This window comes from Brucella sp. GW823-FHT04E01 (genome assembly GCF_058796175.1).
On the sequence record NZ_JBXAIK010000004.1, the window covers coordinates 225,496 to 243,938 of the forward strand.

Below are 18,443 nucleotides of genomic sequence, written 5' to 3' on the forward strand. Positions count from 1 at the left end.
TGGGGACTGATGCATTTTCATGGGTGAATATAGGCCTTCTGGCGCTATTCTAGAAATGAATTGATTTCATTGCAGCTATTCCGTAATAGAATGGCTCATGAACTTGCGCAGCTTCCAGGCCTTTGTCGAAGTGGTGCGGCAAGGCGGTTTTTCCGCCGCCGCAAAAACCATCAACGCGACCCAGTCGACCGTCAGCAAGGCGGTCAGACAGCTTGAAGACGAATTGGGGCTGGTTCTGCTGGATCGTGAAATCTCTCCCTCTCGCCTCACAACGGCAGGTGAGATTGTCTTTCGTCGCGCGGTCGCCATGCTGGCGGAAAAAGACGACATGCTGGCCGAGCTGGGTGAGCTCCGCGGCCTCAAGCGCGGCCTGCTGAAACTCGGCCTGCCGCCCATCGGGTCCAGCGTGCTTTTCGCTCCCGTCTTTGCGGCTTATACGAAGCTTTATCCGGAAATCGACATTCAGCTGGTCGAGCACGGCAGCCGGAGGCTGGAGGAATTGCTGCTTGCCGGAGATGTGGAACTTGCGGCTTCGCTTCTGCCGGTTGAAGACAGCTTCGAGTGGCAGGATGTGCGGTGCGAACCGGTTGTGGCGCTTCTCCCGACCGATCATGCGCTTGCACGCGGTGACGGCGTTTCGCTGCAGGACATTGCCAGCCTGCCGTTCATTCTTTTCGAGAGCGGCTTTGCCCTCAACCACATTATCCTTGATGCATGTCGTTCGCATGGATTCTCTCCAAACGTTGCGGTCCGCTCCAGTCAGATTGACTTCATCGTCGAGCTCGTAGCGGCAGGCATGGGCATCGGCTTTCTACCAAAAATGATCGCGGAACAGCGGCATCATCCCGGCGTGCGCATCCACAGGATCAAAGGTGCCGATGTGAACTGGAATCTGGCACTGATCTGGCGAAAAGGCGCATTCCTGTCTCATGCCGCTCGTGCCTGGCTCGAGCTGAGCAAGGCCGGAACCGGCACCGCATCATCTTGAAACGCCCGCCATATCGCCTATCTCAAATAGATATACCGACTGGATAAGTGCCCCCGGCACCTCTTCAGCCATAGGCCCGTGTGTAGAACATTGCTCTACCCACCCGTTTCAAAGCGCGCGACGCCTGAAACCGCCAACGGATTTCTGCTCAGCGCTTCATCAGAAGGAGGCTATGATGGAAGGTCAGGTTATATTCTATAAGGACGACAGGATTCTCTACCGGCACCATATCGATGTGCAGGAAGACGATTATTCAAAGGGCGTCAACGACGCGCTCATTGCCTTTCAGCGCAATTATGCAGGCTTCGACCTCGCAGGCGACAACATTCACATTCGCTTCAAGAAGCCGGGTGACGTGTAGGTTTTGGAAGATTTTGCGGATCGAAACAGGCCGGTTCCCGAAACAGGGAAACGGCCTTGGTCCGCTGGTTCAAGCAAAAGCGGCTTCGCGGGCGACGCGATGAATATCGGTGCGTGAAAGGCCGAGATCGGAAAGCTCGCGGTCCGTGCAGCCACTAAGTTCGCGAATATTTTCGCGATACTGCATCCAGCGATGGAAATGGGTGCGAAGATTCATGGTGGTATCCCCTTTTTTTATCTTCCTCCCGATAGTGAGCTTCCGCCTTTCTCTGTCTTTTGAGAAGTGCATATCCTGCATGGCTGCTGTGATTGCAGCGAAATCCTAGCATTTCACCCGGATTTCCCAACAACAAAGGAAATTGCCTCCTATTGTTGTAATCATTATGTAATTCTAATTTAGATATACCTACTGTTTCGACACAGGCACCGGTTCATTCTAATTAGAGTTGGAGTGCATGAAAAAGACATTGATCATCGTCGGCAATGCGCCTTTGCCGCGCGATCTTTCTGCCGAAGTGGATGCTGCCGATTTTGTGGTCCGTTTCAATGAGCCAAAAAAGTCCATCGGCATGAGCGGCACCCGGACAGATCTCCTGATGCTGGCAACCTCAAGCAAGCCGATGCAGCGGCGGCTACGCGATCCGGGCTTCGTGCAGACACCGACTTTCAAGGCGGCCAAGGAAGTGATGCTTGCCTATCATCCAAGCATCATCCGCAAATATCACCCTGGTCCGAATTTCCTCTCCCGTCTCAAGGGAAGGCGTGGCGACTGGACTATGCAGACCATCGAAGTTGTCGGCTCTGCTGGCAAGGAAATCCGGATCATGCCGCCCCAATTCTATCTGGCCGGATGCAAAGAGCTGGGTGTAACCGACGAGAATATAAGCAAAGCCTTTCCAAGCACCGGCTTTTTTGGCATCTGGTACATGCTCGGAAAATGTCCGGAGGAAAGCTGGGACGTTAAAATCTGCGGCTTCACCTGGGAAGGCTGGAAACGCCACACCTGGGGAGATGAGCGCAGTTGGGTTGAGCAGAAGGTCAAATCCGGACGCATCAGCCTCATCCAGTGACCCAGCGCCATCACTATAATTTCCGGCGGAAAACGTGGGGAACGATCACGACACAATCTCTTTAGAGGAGCCTATGAATGAGTGAACCGTTACGCATTTTCATCGGATGGGATTCTCGCGAGCCCATCGCATATGAAGTCGCCAAAGCATCCGCATTGAAGCATTCCTCTATTCCGCTGGAGATCGTGCCGATCAAGTTGCAGGACCTGGTCGATCGAGGGGTCTACACGCGGGAAGTCGATCCACTGGCATCGACGGAGTTTACCTATTCGCGGTTTTTCACGCCATGGCTTGCGGGCTACAAAGGGTGGGCGCTTTTCTGCGATTGTGACTTTCTTTTTCTGGGCGATATTGCTGGCCTCCAAGCTTACAATGACCCTTCAAAAGCCGTTTATTGCGTTCAGCACGATTATCAGCCCAAGGATAGTGTGAAGATGGATGGCAAGGTGCAGACCAGCTATCCACGCAAGAACTGGTCGTCCTGTATGCTGTTCAACTGCGAGCATCCGTCGACACGCCAGTTGACGCCGGAGCTGATCAACAGCGAAACCGGCGCCTACCTGCACCGCATGCAATGGGCTGCCGATGATGAAATTGGCGCTCTGCCGACGGATTACAACTGGCTGGAAGGCTGGAACGAGAAGCCGGAAACCGGCCTGCCGAAAGTGGTGCATTACACACGCGGCGGCCCGTGGTTCAAGGATTGGCAGAATGTCGACTACGCCGATTTGTGGCGAGCGGAAGCCGATAGTGTCGAGCCGGGCTGGAAGCCGGTCTGATCTGCAAAATACCTTGAGCTTTCTGTATGCTACAAGGTAGATAAGGACCATGAACGAAACGCGTCCTGACATCACTGCGAATGATGGCCCCCAAAGGGCCGTCAAGGCTTTCATCATCCATCTGGAGCGCGCCACCGACCGGCAGCCGCAAGTCGAAGAACTTGTTCGTAGGCTGCCTGTAGAGACGGACGTAGTGAACGCCGTCGACGGGCGCACACTCGATGCGCAAACAATCAGCCGCGTTTATCGGCGATCGGCGCACAAGCCCCGCTATCCATTCCAGCTCAGCACCAACGAAATCGCGTGCTTTCTTTCGCACCGGAAGGCCTGGCAGGCGATTGTCGATCAGGAACTGGATGCAGGTCTCGTGCTGGAAGACGATGTGGAGCTGACACCGGAATTTGCCGCTGCCTATTCCGCTGCGTGCCAGATTCTCAAGGCCGATAGCTTCATCCGCTTTCCGTTTCGCGAGCGTGAAAGCGGGCGCGTAGTGCTGAACACCGAAACACTGCGGATCATCGAACCTGTACCGGTCGGCCTTGGCATGGTGGCGCAGCTTGTCGGGCGGGAAGCCGCGCAGCGCTTGCTCTCTGCAACCGAAGTGTTCGACCGCCCGGTCGACACCACGGCACAAATGAACTGGGTTACGGGACTCAAACCGCTATCCGTTCTTCCGGGCGGAGTGAAGGAAATCTCGGTACAGCTTGGCGGCAGCACGATCCAGAAATCGCGTTCCTTGCCCGACAAGCTGAAGCGTGAAATCTTGCGCCCGCTTTATCGCTGGAAGATAAAATCGCGCTCGCGCGCAGCTATCTGAGGTTTCCCGTGCCTGTTCCGATTTTCCTGTATCATCAGATTGACGTGCCACCGCAACACCGCACGCCCTATCGCAGTATGATCGTGCACCCGGATCGCTTTCGCCAGCAGATGGCCTGGCTGAAACGGCTGGGTTATCGCGGCCTGTCGGTGAGGGACGCAATTCCTTACATTTACGGCGGGAAACAGGGCAAAGTCGCCGTCATCACGTTTGACGACGGTTTCGAGAATGTGTTCCGTAATGCCCTGCCCGTGCTGCAGGAGTTTGGCTTCACCGCCACGAACTATTTCGTGGCCAACCAGATCGGCGGCTTCAATCTCTGGGACCAGAAGATTGGCGTTGCGCGCGCCAACTGTATGAGCGTTTCCGAATTGCGCGAATGGGCAGATCTTGGTCATGAAGTCGGTTCCCATACGCTCGACCATGTCCTCCTGCCGGAAATAAGCGAACAGGAAGCCATCACGCAAATCCAGCAATCACGCATGAAGATTGAAGACCTGCTCGGTCGTGAGGTCACGTCTTTCGCCTATCCTTACGGCGGAGAAAACGCAGTGACACGCAAGATCGTCGAAGCGGCAGGCTATACAAACGCGACGACGACGGAAAAACGCCGCGCACGGTCAAATGATGATCCGTTCGGCATTCCGCGTCTTACAATCAGGCGCAATGATATATTGCTGCAATTCCTGCGGAAAACGTTCACGCGCTAAGTCGGCTCCTCGGCTTGGCTCCACGCTCTATGTCGTGCAAATCAGCCATGAAGCCGCGCCTCACGAGACAATCCGGGCCTGTGTACTGGACCGAACCTTCATAGACGAGCGAAAGATCGTCTGAAAAACGCTCGTTCTCGACGATTGCGCGGTAGTGCTCTGCTCCGCCGGCATGGCTCTTTTCGGAGGCAATACGTTTGAACTCGCCGACCGAAAGCGAAGAAAAGCGGTAATGGAGAAGAGCACCGGTTGCCGGAAGAAAATTCCGGAAACATGGACCCGGCCCATGAATGCTGCCCCGGCGATAATCCGTCTTTTCATCGACCCAAATCAGCGGAAATTTTGAAAGTCGCATGCTGCGTCCGAACAGGCGCAAACGCGGTCCACCACGCACCGCTACCCCGAACTTCTCCCATGTCGCCGTGTAGCCGTCGCCGTCGAAATGCGATGAAACCTCGAACGGATATTTCGTCCCGTCATCGACGAAGACTCCTTCACGCAGCAGACCGCCGGGATACATGTCGATCATCGGTGCCAGACACCGACGAATTCCATTCCCCTCCAGCTCCTCGATAAAAGAGCGGATATCCCGTTGCTCCATTCTCGGAAATACGAAGAACTCGTCAGCATCAACCGACAAATACCAGCGCCCGCGTCCGTAGAGATTGAACAGGGCATCGCGCCAGGCACGTCCGCGGTCAGCCTGTGCGTAGCCAACGTCCGAGGTGAACAAATCCACATCAGGAGCACTGGACAAGATTTCAGTCGTTCCGTCGTCCGATCGGTCATCTACAACGATGAAACGCGTAACACCCATCTCGCGATAATAGCGCAGAAACGACTTCATATAGGGCGCAGCATTGCGAACCACGCAAACAAGCGGCAGATCGCCTGGCCGTAAAGCCTCGAAGCTTCCGGATGCAGCAATCAGATTTGCCGATTTTTTTCGATGCGGAACCGAAAGCTGCACGTGCCTCCAACGCAAGCGCAGATGTCGCATCGGTGAGGCGCGCCAATAGGCAGTCCAGTCGCCGGTCGCCGAGGCTGGATAGTTCATCACCGTTCGCGTTGGTTTCATAAAGGTGCCAGGTTTTCAATGAAGGTCACAAAAAGCTGGTATTTTGTTGCGCTTCATTCAAGCAACTCTTTGTTGAAGCCGATCACTCTGTAACAGCCCCCGACACGCTTCGTGATGAAAACTTCGTCGCCGGTATTTTGATCGTCGAGCCGATTTGCTTGATTTCAATCAATGCTGCTTCACACAAACGTGGCAAATTGCCCATCAATGCGCCATGGACGGCAAGTGCCAAAAGCGCTAGTTAGTGCACAGACTAAGGAGCGCATTATGGACTATCGCCGTTTTTTCGAAGAAGCGATCGACCAGTTGCACGCCGAGAAGCGTTACCGCGTTTTTGCCGATCTTGAACGTATTGTCGGACGTTTCCCCCGAGCTATCTGGCGCAACAATGGCACTGCCCGTGAAATCACCGTCTGGTGTTCCAATGATTATCTTGGCATGGGACACCACGCCGACGTAATCAAGGCAATGTGCGATACAGCTGACAATGCTGGCTCAGGTTCCGGCGGCACGCGCAATATTTCCGGCAATAACCATCCGCTCGTTGAACTCGAAACCGAACTCGCCGATTTGCATGGCAAGGAAGCTGGTCTCGTTTTCACGTCGGGCTTCGTTTCCAATGAAGCTTCGATTTCCACGATTGCACGGCTGCTGCCGAACTGCCTCATCCTCTCCGACGAACTGAACCATGCCTCGATGATCGAAGGCGTGCGTCGTTCAGGCGCGGAAAAGAAGATTTTCCGTCACAATGACGTCGAGCATCTGGAACAGCTTTTGAAGGCCGCCGATCCGGCGCGCGCCAAGCTGATCGTGTTCGAATCCGTCTATTCGATGGATGGCGATATCGCGCCGATCGAGAAGATCGCCGACCTCGCCGACAAATATAATGCCATGACCTATATCGACGAAGTTCATGCTGTTGGCATGTACGGCGCGCGCGGCGGCGGCATTACCGAACGCGACGGTCTGGCACATCGCATCGATATTATCGAGGGCACGCTTGCCAAGGCTTTTGGCGCTCTCGGCGGTTATATTACCGGTTCGCGCGCGATTGTTGACGCCGTACGCTCCTATGCACCGGGCTTCATCTTTACGACCTCTTTGCCACCAGCAGTTGCCGCATCTGCGACGGCCGCCATCCGGCATTTGAAGAATTCGCAGGTGGAGCGTAACGGTCAGCAACGTCAGGCGCAGCGCGCAAAGGACGTGCTTTCGGCCGCAGGTTTCCCCGTGATGCCGTCCGAAACGCATATCGTGCCTATTCTGGTCGGCGATCCTGAACTTTGCAAGAAAGCCAGCGACCGTTTGCTGGAAGTGCACGGCATCTATATCCAGCCGATCAACTATCCGACCGTGCCACGCGGAACCGAAAGACTGCGTATCACGCCGTCGCCTCTGCATGACGACGCCCTGATCGACGGCCTCAAGGATGCCTTGCTGGAAGTCTGGAATGCACTCGGCATTCCTTATGCAGAGCCCACTGTTTCGCAGCCAGCCAGTTCCGAGCGGATCATTCCGCTGATGGTCTCCAAGGCTGGCGGCTGACAATTTCTGGAATTCTCCAATAAAAAGGCCGCTTCGAGCGGCCTTTTTTGTCAGAGCTTTTCGATCCAGCGCACGAGCCGCCGTGCGGCTTCGTCCACCTGTTCCGGATCGCGGCAGAAACAGAGACGGAAAAAACCTTCGCCGCCGAGGCCAAAAGCGCTGCCAGGTGCCAGACCGACATTGGCATTGTCCACCATATCGATGGCCGCCTTGACCGAATCCCCGACACCATCCACGCCGAAGAAAAGATAAAATGCCCCTTGAGGCGGCGTCAGGCGAACTTTGCCGGTCGATAACAGCGCTGCGCACAGGCTATCGCGCGTCGAACGCGCCCGTTCAACCTGCATCGAAATAAAGGCATCGCCTTCATCGAGAGCCGTAACGGCACCACGTTGCATGAATTGGGCAACACCCGAATTCGAATATTGGATCAGATTTTCAATGATCGGCCCCAGTGACGGGTGCACCGTCATCCAGCCGACACGCCAGCCCGTCATCGCCCAGTTCTTGGAGAACGAGTTGACGAAGATGATGCGATCATCCGGCTCCATAATATCCATGAAGGATGGAGCGCGACCGCCACCATAATAGAAATGGGTATAAATCTCGTCGGCGATGATCCAGAGACCATGCTTGCGGGCAAGATCGAGAATGAATTGCAATGTCTCACGGTCCGCTGTCCAGCCGGTGGGATTGGATGGCGTATTGATGAAGAGTGCTTTCGTGCGCGGCGTGATGGCGGCTGCGATCTTTTCTGGATCGAGCATCCAGCCATTGGCACCGAATTCCAGCTCGACCGGAACCGGAACAGCGCCTGCCAGACCAGCTGCGCCAACAAAATTTGGCCAGGCCGGGGAAAGATAAATCGCCTCTTCGCCCGCCCCAACAGTTGCTGTCAGCGCCATTTCGATGGCGTGCATACCGGAGCCGGTGACATAGAAGTTCTCCGGTTTCAGGGGCAGCGGGAAATGACGCGCGTGATAGCGAGCCAGCGCCTCCCGCAGTTCCGGGATGCCAGCCTGCCAGGTATAGAAGGTCTCGCCTTCAGAGATACCTTTTTGGGCCGCGGCGCGGATGAAATCGGGCGTCGAAAGATCTCCCTCGCCTACCCAAAGCGGGATGAGCCCCTCGCGCCCGCGTCCGTGATTGGCGACCGCCACAATCCCGCTTTCGGGTGATTGAGCTGCTTCCCGACGAAGATTGGCTATGAGCGTCATGATTTCCCCGCGTTGAACTTCGATTTTGATTTCGTGCTTATCAAGGCCCGTTAGCGAAATCACGCGGCTTTTTGTGATGGTCCGATCAAGCGTATTTATGGATCAAAAGAAAACGGGGCCACAAGGCCCCGCATTCGTTCGCCAGTTCTGAATCAATCAGGCTTTCTGCTTTGCCAGAAGATCGCGAATTTCGGTCAGCAGGACCTCCTCGCGCGGTGCTTCCGGTTCCGGCTTTGCCTCTTCCTTCTTCTTCATGCGGTTCATTCCCTTCACCACAAGGAACAATACCCATGCGATGATCAGGAAGTTGATGAGAAGCGTGACGAAATTGCCGTAGGCAATAGTCGCACCGGCTTCACGGGCAGCTGCCAGTGTGGCCCTGGGTTCACCTGCCAGCTGTATGAACATATTCGAAAAATCGATACCGCCAGTGATCAGACCGATGATCGGCATGATGATATCGTTGACGATGGAATTGACGAGGCCGCCGAACGCCCCGCCAATAATGACACCGATGGCCAGATCGACCATATTGCCCTTCAGGGCGAATTCCTTGAATTCCTTTAGCATTACCTGTCTCCCTCACGAACGCGGACCGTTGGGGCCGTCCTGCCGCGGTGGCGTTCGCCAAATCAACCTGGGCACCAGATAAACTGGCAGTGGATGGCAGGGCCCATCTCAGAAGCGAAACTGAAAGGCGCCCTGCCATTTCAAATGCTATCCTGAAAAATGACGTGCACTTCTTCGGGATCACACTCCTAGTGTGTAGGCGAAAATTACCAAAGAAAAGATGAAACCGCTAAAACACACTGTTTTTCATCAATAATCTTGCACGAATGCACCGAAAGTGCTTGCGTCAAATCATGATCGAGGAGTGAGGGAACAGGCCGACTATGCAGGGCTGGGGTATTATTGGCGCCGCCTTTCTATATTTGCTGCTGCTTTTTGCAGTTGCCAGCATCGGCGACCGGCGCACGTCGCGCTGGAACAGTGCTCCGCGCCCCTACATCTATGCGCTCAGTCTGGCCGTTTACTGCACCTCCTGGACCTTCTTCGGCTCTGTCGGCTTATCGGCTCAGCGCGGTCTTGAGTTCCTTGGAATCTATATCGGCCCCATTCTCGTCTTTACGCTCGGCAACCGGCTGCTGCGGCATATCGTGCGACTGGCGAAATCCGAGCACATCACGTCAATTGCTGATTTTCTCGCTGCCCGCTACGGCAAGAGCTTCGGTGTAGCCTCTCTTGCGACCTGCATCGCAGCCGTCGGCTCGATCCCCTATATCGCGCTGCAGCTCAAAGCCGTTTCTGGCAGTGTCGGTCTTGTCATGGAGCATTACGGATCAGCCGTCGATCCGTCGGTATTCATATTCGGTGACATCTCCCTCCCCGTTGCCGCTGTGCTCGCTGTCTTTGCGATCCTCTTCGGCACCCGCCATACCGACGCCACGGAACATCAGAACGGCCTTATTTTGGCTGTGGCTCTGGAATCCGTCATCAAGCTTTGCGCCTTCCTGACCGTTGGCTTTGCCTGCACCTTCTTTCTGTTCGGCGCCCCATCGCAACTGATCAATCAGATATCCCAATCACCAGAAGCGCTGGAAGCGTTCCACTATCAGACATCCATCGGCACATGGATCGTACAAAGCGCACTTAGTGCCGCCGCCATCATCATGCTGCCGCGACAATTCCATGTGACCGTGGTGGAAAGCCGGAGTGAAAAGGAACTGCGAACAGCCTCCTGGCTCTTCCCGCTTTATCTGGTCCTCATCAATATCTTCGTCTTTCCCATCGCGCTGATTGGCGTGATGACGCTCGGAGGCAATGTCAGCGGAGATTTGTACGTTCTGGCTTTGCCGCTGGCGGCAGGCGCTCATTGGCTCGCACTGGTGGCTTTTCTCGGCGGATTGTCAGCGGCAACGGCGATGGTCATCGTCGCCTGCGTTGCGCTTTCGATCATGATCTCAAACCATCTGGTGTTGCCGCTCTTCATCCGGCGTCTCGCGAAGCAACATGCCGCCGAACAGCGAGACCTGACCAAAGTCATTCTGAACACACGTCGCCTCACCATTATCGGCATTCTGGCATTCGCATTCGCCTATTATCGGTTTACCTCCAACAACATCCATCTTGCTTCGATCGGCTTCGTTTCCTTTGCTGCAATTGCCCAGTTTGTTCCGGCTTTCATCGGCGGATTGTTCTGGCGCAATGCGAATGGGCGCGGTGCCATGCTGGGTCTGTCAGCGGGATTTCTAGTCTGGGCCTACACATTGCTGCTGCCAACGATGGCGCCGGAAAATGCTGCCATTCTGCGCGACGGCTTCCTTGGCTTTACGGCGCTACGTCCCGAAGCGCTTTTCGGAACCAACGCTCTCCCGCTGACCAATGGCGTGATGTGGAGCCTTGCAGCCAATACGCTCTTCTACATCCTTGGTTCCCTTTCACGAACCTCGACACCGCTCGAACGCATTCAGGCAAGCATCTTCCTGCCGCGTTATTTCATCGGCACGCCGACGCTCAAGCGCTTCCGCACAACCGTCACTGTTGCCGAACTGAAAGCCACCATGGCGCGCTATCTCGGTGCGGAACGTGTCGAGCGCGCCTTTCTGCGCTTTGAAGGAAGGGAACAGAGGCGGCTTGATCCGGGCATGACTGTCGACACACCGCTCATCCGTCATGCGGAGCAGCTGCTCGGCACAGCCGTCGGCTCGGCATCGGCGCGCCTTGTACTGTCACTGCTTTTGCAGAAGAGCGATGCATCAGGACGTGACGCGCGACAGCTCCTTGACGATGCTTCGACCGCCTTGCAGCAAAACCGCAATCTGCTGCAAACGGCCCTCGATCAGATGGAACAGGGAATTACCGTTTTAGACAAGGATCTGAGGCTGACTTTCTGGAACCGGCAGTTCCGCAAGCTTTTCGATCTCCCAGATGAAGTGATGCAGGTCGGGATACCCGTTTCGGAAATCGTGGAACAGCTGCACAGCCGCGGCGATATATCGTTCAACGCGCAGAACGGGGTCATCCGCTCGCTCGCAGCTGTGCGCCAGCCATGGCGCATCGACATGAAATCGACGGGCAAGGTGCTGGAAATTCAATCCAACCCGATGCCGGATGGCGGAATTGTCGCGACATATACCGATATCACGGCAGCAGTCGAAGCCGACGTCACGCGCCAGAAGGCAGCGGAAATGCTGGAGCAGCGCGTGGCGGATCGCACGGCAGAACTGACCCGCGTCAACCAGCAGCTCGCCAAGGCCCAGACGGCAGCAGAAGAGGCCAATCAGGGAAAGACACGCTTTCTGGCAGCAGCCGGTCATGACATTCTGCAACCTCTCAACGCAGCGCGATTGTATAGTACGGCGCTTGCCGAAAAACTCGGACGCTCCGAAACGAGCGAATTCGCACGTAATATCGATTCCTCGCTGGAGGCCGTGGAAGCCATTCTGGGTATGGTGCTGGATATTTCCCGACTGGACACCGGGTCACTCAAGCCTGACCTCTCGGTGTTTCACCTCGACAAGCTGATGAGCCAGATTGCTACCGATTTTACGCCTCTTGCAGCCGCCAAAGGGCTGAAGTTGCGCGTTGTGCCGTCGAGCATCGTTGTCAAAACGGACCGCAATATGCTTCGCCGCCTGATCCAGAACCTTGTTTCCAACTCGATCAAATATAGCCGCAAGGGTGGTATTCTGCTCGGCGTTCGGCGTCGTGGTTCCTTTGTGGAGTTGCAGGTGTTCGATACCGGCATCGGCATTCCATCGCAAAAGCTGAAACTTGTCTTCCGGGAGTTCACGCGACTGGATGAGGGGATGCGGGAAGCGGAAGGGCTTGGCCTCGGCCTTTCCATTGTCGACCGCATCGCAAGGCTGCTGTCGCTGCCGCTGTCCCTGACTTCGACGCCCGATAAGGGAACCATGTTCACCCTGCGCATTCCTGTTTCACAGGAAAAAGTGCCCGCCGATGACGTGAAGAGCCGCCGCGGCCTGCAGAAAGCGCTGGAACTGACCGGGCTCGATGTTCTCTGCATCGATAATGACGCCAGCATCCTGTCCGGAATGGAAACGCTGCTTCGCGGGTGGGGATGCCATGTAACGACGTTGCGCAGTGGAGCAGCGTTGAAGAACTATTGTGCCGACCACTCCACACCGCCCGATGTGATCGTCGCAGATTATCATCTTCTACACGAAAACGGCCTCGATATGATCGGCTTTGCACGCGAGACGTTTCAGGTGGAAATACCCGCCGTCCTGCTGACAGCCGATCGTTCCAAGGAAGTCCGCCAGCGCGCTGAAGACGAGAACGTCACAGTTTTGCACAAGCCACTTCGGCCCGCCGCATTGCGTTCCCTTCTATCGCATTTTTATCATGCGAGGCAGGATAATAGGTCAGCGCAGAACGCCGCTCAGTAGTTGACCGTCATTCAATCCGTGCTCAGGGCATCATTGCCGATGCGTGACAGAAGAATGACCGCCTGCGTGCGGCTGTCGACCCCAAGTTTCTGCAGCACCGCCGAAACATGCGCCTTGACCGTGGCTTCCGACACGCCAAGCTCATAGGCAATCTGCTTGTTCAGCAGACCCTCGGCAAGCATGGTCAACACACGCGTCTGCTGCGGCGTCAATGTACGCAGTCGCGCAATGAGAGCCTCAATTTCAGGGTCGTGCGGATGATCCAGCTCAATATCGGCAGGTGTCCAGATATCGCCAGCCAGAACGGCACGCACGGCCTCGCCAATGGTCTCCATGCTGGCGGATTTCGAGATGAAACCGGAAGCGCCGAGCTCGACAGCATGACGGATTGTGGCGGCATCGTCAGTCGCCGAGACGATGATAACCGGAAGCGCCGGTTGCAAGGCCTTCAACGTCACCAGACCGGAAAGCCCGGTTCCTCCCGGCATCGTCAAATCCAACAGTAGAAGATCGATATCTTCTCGTTCGCCGACCAGTTTCTTGACGGCGTCAAAATCGCCGACTTCGATGATTTCAACACTCTGCGACTGTCCCGAAAGGACCTGCCTGAGTGCGCCCCGGAAAAGCGGGTGATCGTCAGCAATGATGAAATGCATGTGCCTCGCGCGCCATTGTTTCAGGTCTCCTCCCCTCGCGGTGCAGGCCAATCAGCCAACCACTCCGTTTTATGCCGTTTTTTGGCTTGGGCAACCAAAATTCACGTTGCTAACCCGTTTTCACAATACGCATTGCCGCCATCTGGCCGCATTGTATGTTAGGCTGGTGTCGAAAATAACATAAGAGCGGCCCGACCAGCCTAATGGAAGGGAACCAAAAAGGCATTTCATGACGCGCAATACGCTTTATCCAGAAATCCAACCGTTCAAGGAAGAGATGCTTCAGGTTTCTCCGCTGCATCGAATCCATGTCGAGCAATGCGGCAACCCGGACGGCAAGCCGGTCATCATGATCCATGGCGGCCCCGGCGGCGGCATCACACCGACCATGCGCCGTCTGCACGACCCGGAGCGCTATCGCATCATCCTGTTCGACCAGCGCGGATGCGGTCGTTCGACCCCGCATGCGGAACTGCGTGAAAACACGACATGGGACCTTGTGGCGGATATGGAACATATTCGCGCGCATCTCGGCATCGAGAAGTGGCAGGTCTTCGGCGGCTCCTGGGGATCGACCCTTGGCCTTGCCTATGCGCAATCCCATCCGGATCGCGTGGCCGAGCTTGTTCTGCGCGGCATCTTCATGATCCGTCGTTTTGAAGTCGACTGGATGTATTCCAACGGCGCAAGCATTCTATTTCCGGACCATTTCGAGGCTTATCAGGAGCATATCCCGGAAGCCGAGCGCAGCGATATGATCGCCGCTTATTACAAGCGCCTGACTGATCGTGACCCGCAGGTGCAGCTTGAAGCAGCGCGACGTTGGGCGCGCTGGGAAGGCTCGGTCATTTCGCTTCTGCCCGACCCGGCCCGCGTCGACGCCTTTGGCGAAGATCAGTACGCGATCGCCTTTGCGCGTATCGAATGCCACTATTTCCAGAATCGCGGCTTCCTCGATTCCGATGACCAGCTTCTGCGCAATGTCGATCGCATCCGGCATATTCCTGGTGTGATCGTGCATGGCCGCTATGATGTCTGCACGCCGTTTATCAATGCCTGGCAGTTGAAGAAGATGTGGCCCGAAGCCGATCTCAGAACCGTCGAGGATGCAGGGCACGCCGTCACAGAGCCCGGCATCACCCATGAACTGATCGAAGCGACAAAGCGTTTCGCTCAATAGAGCGGAAAGCATTCACATTCGTTCGCGCTTCCGCTCTATCTGTTTGTTTTTACGCATTATCCTACGCAAAACCGCTTCGTACTTTTGTTGGAAATGCTCTAATGAAAAGGCGCCGCATGGCGCCTTTTTTCTTTATCGTCAGGTCCGACCGCCCGGCGCAGTTTCTTTGTTCGGGCTTTCCGGCTCGCTGTCGAAACTTTTCGCAATATCCATGAAGCGACGCATGAAGCGTTCCATATAGCTCATGGACTGCTCGAATTCCTGCTCGGTCGGCAGGCCAGAAGCGGCACTTCCGCCCTTCCCCTCAAGAGCGGACACCTTGTCTTCAAGCTTCTCTAGACGATCCTGCAAGTCGGCAATGTCGTTCTCATAAGCTTCGCGATCTTCGGTCGCCATCTTGCAGACGAGTTGTCCCTGCTGCTCCGTGCAGGTCGAGAGCGCCCCGGTTCGTGTATCCAGGCGGACATAACCGGTTTCCGTGCCTTCCAGCCGATAACGCCCGTTTTCCTGCGCAAATGCAACACTTGGAGCAAGCGCTGAACCGAGAAGAGCAACAGCAGCCAGATTACGAACCATCAGTGTCTTTCTGTTCAACATAATGCAATTCCCTTCAGCTTCTCTTTGAAATGTCCCCATCATATGGGACGTTTACGACGAAAATCGAACATGCGGGACTTTGATTTCCGAAGAATTTCGGTCTAGAGAGCAGCTATGACCAATGAGATCATCTATAAGATCGCTCCGCGCGACCTTTGGGCACAAGCAGAACAGGCTGGTAGTTTTACCGGGGCTCCGGTTGATATTGCCGACGGCTATATCCATTTCTCTACTGCAACACAGGTGCGGGAAACGGCAGCCAAGCATTTTGCGGGCCAACAGGATTTGCTTCTGATCAGTGTGAACGCTTCCGCGCTTGGAGCAGCATTGAAATTTGAAGTTTCACGCGGCGGAGCCCTGTTTCCTCATCTTTACGGCGAGCTGCCGCTTGCAGCTGTTTTGAAGGTTGAACCCTTGCCACTGGGCGATGATGGTCTTCACATTTTTCCGGAGCTGGAAGATTAATGAGCGGGCTTTTTGAAACTCTCGGGCGACGTGCCCTCTTTGCCTTTGATGCGGAACAGGCACACGGCCTTTCCATCGCTGGCCTGAAGACAGGTCTTGTCACCTGCGGCGCGCCAAACGATCCGGCTCTTTCCGTCAAGGTTGCCGGCCTGCAGTTTCCAAATCCGCTCGGCATGGCGGCGGGTTATGACAAGAACGCCGAAGTCCCGGATGCATTGCTGAAACTGGGCTTCGGCTTCACCGAAATCGGCACCATCACACCGCGCCCCCAAAGCGGCAATCCACGCCCGCGCATTTTCCGCCTCGTTGAAGATAGAGCGGTTATCAATCGTCTTGGCTTCAACAATGAAGGCCATGATGCGGCGTTTAAGCGCCTGTCGCAACGTGCAGGCAAGAGCGGTATCGTGGGCGTCAATATCGGCGCCAACAAGGATGCCGAAGACCGCATCGCCGATTATGTTGCCGGTATTCGCCGCTTCTATCAGCTGGCACGTTATTTCACGGTCAACATCTCTTCGCCCAACACTCCGGGTCTGCGCAATCTTCAGGCTCGCGACAGCCTGCGTGAATTGTTGAGCCGGGTACTGGAAGCCCGAAACGAAGAAGGCAAGATGTGCACGCTGAAGCGTCCGGTTTTCCTCAAGATCGCGCCCGATCTGACCAATGAAGAACTGGACGATATAGCCGCCGAGGCAACCGAACAGAAGCTGGACGGCATCATCATATCCAATACGACACTTTCACGCGCCGGACTGAAAAGCGCAGAAAATCGTGATGAAACAGGTGGGCTTTCCGGTGCCCCACTTTTCGACCGTTCCACCATCGTCCTTGCCCGGATGCGCGAGCGCGTCGGTCCTGACATGCCGCTGATCGGTGTCGGCGGCGTGGATAGCGCCGAGACAGCGCTGACGAAGATCAAGGCAGGCGCCGATCTCATCCAGCTTTATACGGGCCTGATCTATCGCGGCCCGAACCTGCCTGCTGAAATCGTGCGCGGCCTGTCCGCCGCTGTAAAACGTGAGGGCGTTACCAACATCGCCGCACTGCGCGACCGGGACACCAAAGACTGGGCCCGGCGCGAACTGTCTGCATGATCAAGCGATGAATTCTGTACGATAGCGTCGCGGAAGAATCGCCAGAAGCGTAACGCCGCGGATAGACAGAAACAGATTGAGAGCCAGCCAAAGCCCGTGATTGCCCATCACGGGCTTTGCCGCATAAAGAACAACCATAAAGAGTGCGAGCGACAGAAACATCATGTTGCGCATGTCGCGCGACCATGTGGCGCCGATATAGACCCCGTCCATATGGAAGGCCAGCAGCCCCGTAATGCCTGTCAGCGCCGCCCATGGCAGATATTTCAAAGCCTCGGCATGAACGTCTTCCGCCTTGGACAGAAGCCCAATGATGGCATCGCCGAACACCAGCAGGAAAAAGGCGATGATGCTCGCCATGACCAGCCCCCACACGAAAGTGAGCTTGGCACCCCGCACAAAGGCCGGGCTGTAACGCGCTCCGATCGACCGGCCGACAATCTGTTCGGCAGCCGCCGCCATGCCGTCCAGAAAGAAACCGGCAACGAGAAAGAAGTTCAACAAGACGGCATTGGCCGCAAGCGTGACCGTCCCAAGGTCGGATCCCGCCCGCGTAAAAAACGCGAAGGCAGTCAGAAGCAGGAACGAACGGATCATGATGTCGCGATTGACCGCGAACATGCGCAAAATTCCTTGCTTCTGAAAGATGCGTGCCCGGTTCGGACGCAGGGATGCATCCTTGCGGAAATGCCTCAGCACGATGAACATGCCGACGAGAGCGGCAACCGTTTCACCAGTCACTGTCGCCCAGGCAACCCCCGTGACGCCCCAGCCCATTTCAAGACCGAGGATGATGCAGAGCACTATATTGATGCCATTGAGCAGCACTTGAAGACCGAGACCGACAAGGCCCTGTCCGCGGCCAAGAACCAGCCCGAGGATCGAATAATTGATCAGCGCAACCGGTGCCGACAACATGCGGATCGACACATAGGTCGCCATGGCTTCCTGCGTGGCGGAAGTTGGATGCATGAAAGTGGACGAGACAGCGATGATGATCGGCAGGCACAGGATCATCAGACTGCCGGCTACCACCGCGATAATGATTGCGCGCCAGAAGATCGCCTGTTCTTCCACTGCATCTTCCGCACCCACGGCCTGCGCCACAAGTCCAGTCGTGCCGGAGCGGAGGAAGTTGAACATCGATAGCAGGAAGTCAAATACCAGCGCGCCGATCGCCAGACCGCCGATCAGCTCGGCCTGTCCCATCTGGCCGACAACGCCCATGTCCACAAGTCCGAGAAGCGGCGTCGTGATTGCAGCAAGCGTCATGGGAATGGCGATCAGCATCACCATCCGGTGCGTTACGTCGAACGGCCTTGTTACGCCACCAACACGTTGCAGCGACTGATCCATAATGCTTGTCCCGAATGCATTCCCTCTGATGAAGATCATCTACTCTGGAATCAATCGAAACTACAGATAATTCGGCCACCGCATTGTCGCAGTTCCTGACAGCGAACTGTCAGGAGAAACAG

The 18,443-nt window shown here is 55.9% G+C and carries 18 protein-coding genes; 11 read left to right on the forward strand and 7 right to left on the reverse strand.

Going from position 1 to position 18,443, the window contains the following annotated elements:
- Positions 1-97 precede the first annotated feature (97 nt).
- Both AC1RHM_RS16260 and AC1RHM_RS16265 read left to right on the forward strand, forming a co-directional pair.
- A complete protein-coding gene (locus tag AC1RHM_RS16260; RefSeq protein ID WP_010658241.1) occupies positions 98-988 on the forward strand; it encodes a LysR family transcriptional regulator in 891 nt (296 codons plus the stop codon).
- A gap of 175 nt (positions 989-1,163) precedes the next feature.
- On the forward strand, positions 1,164-1,349 hold the full coding sequence (locus tag AC1RHM_RS16265; RefSeq protein WP_010658240.1) for a hypothetical protein: 186 nt from the start codon (positions 1,164-1,166) through the stop codon (positions 1,347-1,349).
- Between the two features lie 69 nt (positions 1,350-1,418).
- Here the strand turns inward: AC1RHM_RS16265 and AC1RHM_RS16270 are convergent, their stop codons facing one another.
- Complete coding sequence (locus tag AC1RHM_RS16270; RefSeq protein WP_010658239.1) at positions 1,419-1,565, reverse strand: DUF1127 domain-containing protein; 147 nt, start codon at positions 1,563-1,565, stop codon at positions 1,419-1,421.
- Between the two features lie 238 nt (positions 1,566-1,803).
- Here AC1RHM_RS16270 and AC1RHM_RS16275 point away from each other — a divergent pair, with 238 nt between their 5' ends.
- From AC1RHM_RS16275 to AC1RHM_RS16290, 4 genes are all read left to right on the forward strand, one after another.
- A complete protein-coding gene (locus AC1RHM_RS16275) occupies positions 1,804-2,418 on the forward strand; it encodes a glycosyltransferase family 29 protein (RefSeq protein WP_010658238.1) in 615 nt (204 codons plus the stop codon).
- 77 nt (positions 2,419-2,495) lie between these two features.
- Entirely contained in the window at positions 2,496-3,197 is a 702-nt protein-coding gene (locus AC1RHM_RS16280; RefSeq protein ID WP_010658237.1) for a hypothetical protein, read from the forward strand.
- A gap of 49 nt (positions 3,198-3,246) precedes the next feature.
- Positions 3,247-4,014 carry a glycosyltransferase family 25 protein gene (locus AC1RHM_RS16285; protein WP_010658236.1) on the forward strand — a complete coding sequence of 256 codons (768 nt, stop codon included), beginning with the start codon at positions 3,247-3,249 and terminating at the stop codon, positions 4,012-4,014.
- 8 nt (positions 4,015-4,022) lie between these two features.
- Positions 4,023-4,724 (forward strand): polysaccharide deacetylase family protein, encoded by a 702-nt coding sequence (locus AC1RHM_RS16290; protein ID WP_010658235.1) that lies wholly within the window; start codon positions 4,023-4,025, stop codon positions 4,722-4,724.
- Here AC1RHM_RS16290 and AC1RHM_RS16295 read toward each other — a convergent pair.
- The gene (locus AC1RHM_RS16295; RefSeq protein WP_235691735.1) at positions 4,714-5,781 is read right to left on the reverse strand and encodes a glycosyltransferase family 2 protein; all 1,068 of its coding nucleotides are present in this window, start codon (positions 5,779-5,781) and stop codon (positions 4,714-4,716) included. The genes AC1RHM_RS16290 and AC1RHM_RS16295 overlap by 11 nt on opposite strands.
- Positions 5,782-6,069: 288 nt before the next feature.
- On the opposite strand from AC1RHM_RS16295, the gene hemA reads away from it, so the two are divergent.
- Entirely contained in the window at positions 6,070-7,347 is a 1,278-nt protein-coding gene (hemA, locus tag AC1RHM_RS16300; protein ID WP_010658233.1) for a 5-aminolevulinate synthase, read from the forward strand.
- 50 nt (positions 7,348-7,397) lie between these two features.
- Here the strand turns inward: hemA and AC1RHM_RS16305 are convergent, their stop codons facing one another.
- Together AC1RHM_RS16305 and mscL are read right to left on the reverse strand one after the other, a co-directional pair.
- Complete coding sequence (locus AC1RHM_RS16305; RefSeq protein ID WP_010658232.1) at positions 7,398-8,564, reverse strand: pyridoxal phosphate-dependent aminotransferase; 1,167 nt, start codon at positions 8,562-8,564, stop codon at positions 7,398-7,400.
- A gap of 156 nt (positions 8,565-8,720) precedes the next feature.
- On the reverse strand, positions 8,721-9,134 hold the full coding sequence (mscL, locus tag AC1RHM_RS16310; protein ID WP_010658231.1) for a large conductance mechanosensitive channel protein MscL: 414 nt from the start codon (positions 9,132-9,134) through the stop codon (positions 8,721-8,723).
- A 323-nt stretch (positions 9,135-9,457) separates the two neighbouring features.
- On the opposite strand from mscL, the gene AC1RHM_RS16315 reads away from it, so the two are divergent.
- Entirely contained in the window at positions 9,458-12,973 is a 3,516-nt protein-coding gene (locus AC1RHM_RS16315; RefSeq protein ID WP_010658230.1) for a PAS domain-containing hybrid sensor histidine kinase/response regulator, read from the forward strand.
- 11 nt (positions 12,974-12,984) lie between these two features.
- Here AC1RHM_RS16315 and AC1RHM_RS16320 read toward each other — a convergent pair whose 3' ends face one another.
- Positions 12,985-13,629: a response regulator transcription factor gene (locus tag AC1RHM_RS16320; protein ID WP_010658229.1), complete on the reverse strand. Its 645-nt coding sequence runs from the start codon at positions 13,627-13,629 to the stop codon at positions 12,985-12,987.
- Between the two features lie 229 nt (positions 13,630-13,858).
- Here AC1RHM_RS16320 and pip point away from each other — a divergent pair, with 229 nt between their 5' ends.
- Positions 13,859-14,809 (forward strand): prolyl aminopeptidase, encoded by a 951-nt coding sequence (gene pip, locus AC1RHM_RS16325; RefSeq protein WP_010658228.1) that lies wholly within the window; start codon positions 13,859-13,861, stop codon positions 14,807-14,809.
- A gap of 138 nt (positions 14,810-14,947) precedes the next feature.
- Here pip and AC1RHM_RS16330 read toward each other — a convergent pair whose 3' ends face one another.
- Complete coding sequence (locus AC1RHM_RS16330; RefSeq protein WP_012090705.1) at positions 14,948-15,406, reverse strand: hypothetical protein; 459 nt, start codon at positions 15,404-15,406, stop codon at positions 14,948-14,950.
- A gap of 114 nt (positions 15,407-15,520) precedes the next feature.
- Here AC1RHM_RS16330 and AC1RHM_RS16335 point away from each other — a divergent pair, with 114 nt between their 5' ends.
- Positions 15,521-15,871, forward strand: a complete 351-nt coding sequence (locus tag AC1RHM_RS16335) for a DUF952 domain-containing protein (RefSeq protein WP_010658226.1) — start codon at positions 15,521-15,523, stop codon at positions 15,869-15,871.
- On the forward strand, positions 15,871-16,965 hold the full coding sequence (locus AC1RHM_RS16340) for a quinone-dependent dihydroorotate dehydrogenase (RefSeq protein ID WP_151576475.1): 1,095 nt from the start codon (positions 15,871-15,873) through the stop codon (positions 16,963-16,965). Before AC1RHM_RS16335 ends, AC1RHM_RS16340 begins: the two co-directional genes overlap by 1 nt.
- Here the strand turns inward: AC1RHM_RS16340 and AC1RHM_RS16345 are convergent, their stop codons facing one another.
- Positions 16,966-18,321 carry an MATE family efflux transporter gene (locus AC1RHM_RS16345; protein WP_010658224.1) on the reverse strand — a complete coding sequence of 452 codons (1,356 nt, stop codon included), beginning with the start codon at positions 18,319-18,321 and terminating at the stop codon, positions 16,966-16,968.
- Positions 18,322-18,443: the final 122 nt, after the last annotated feature.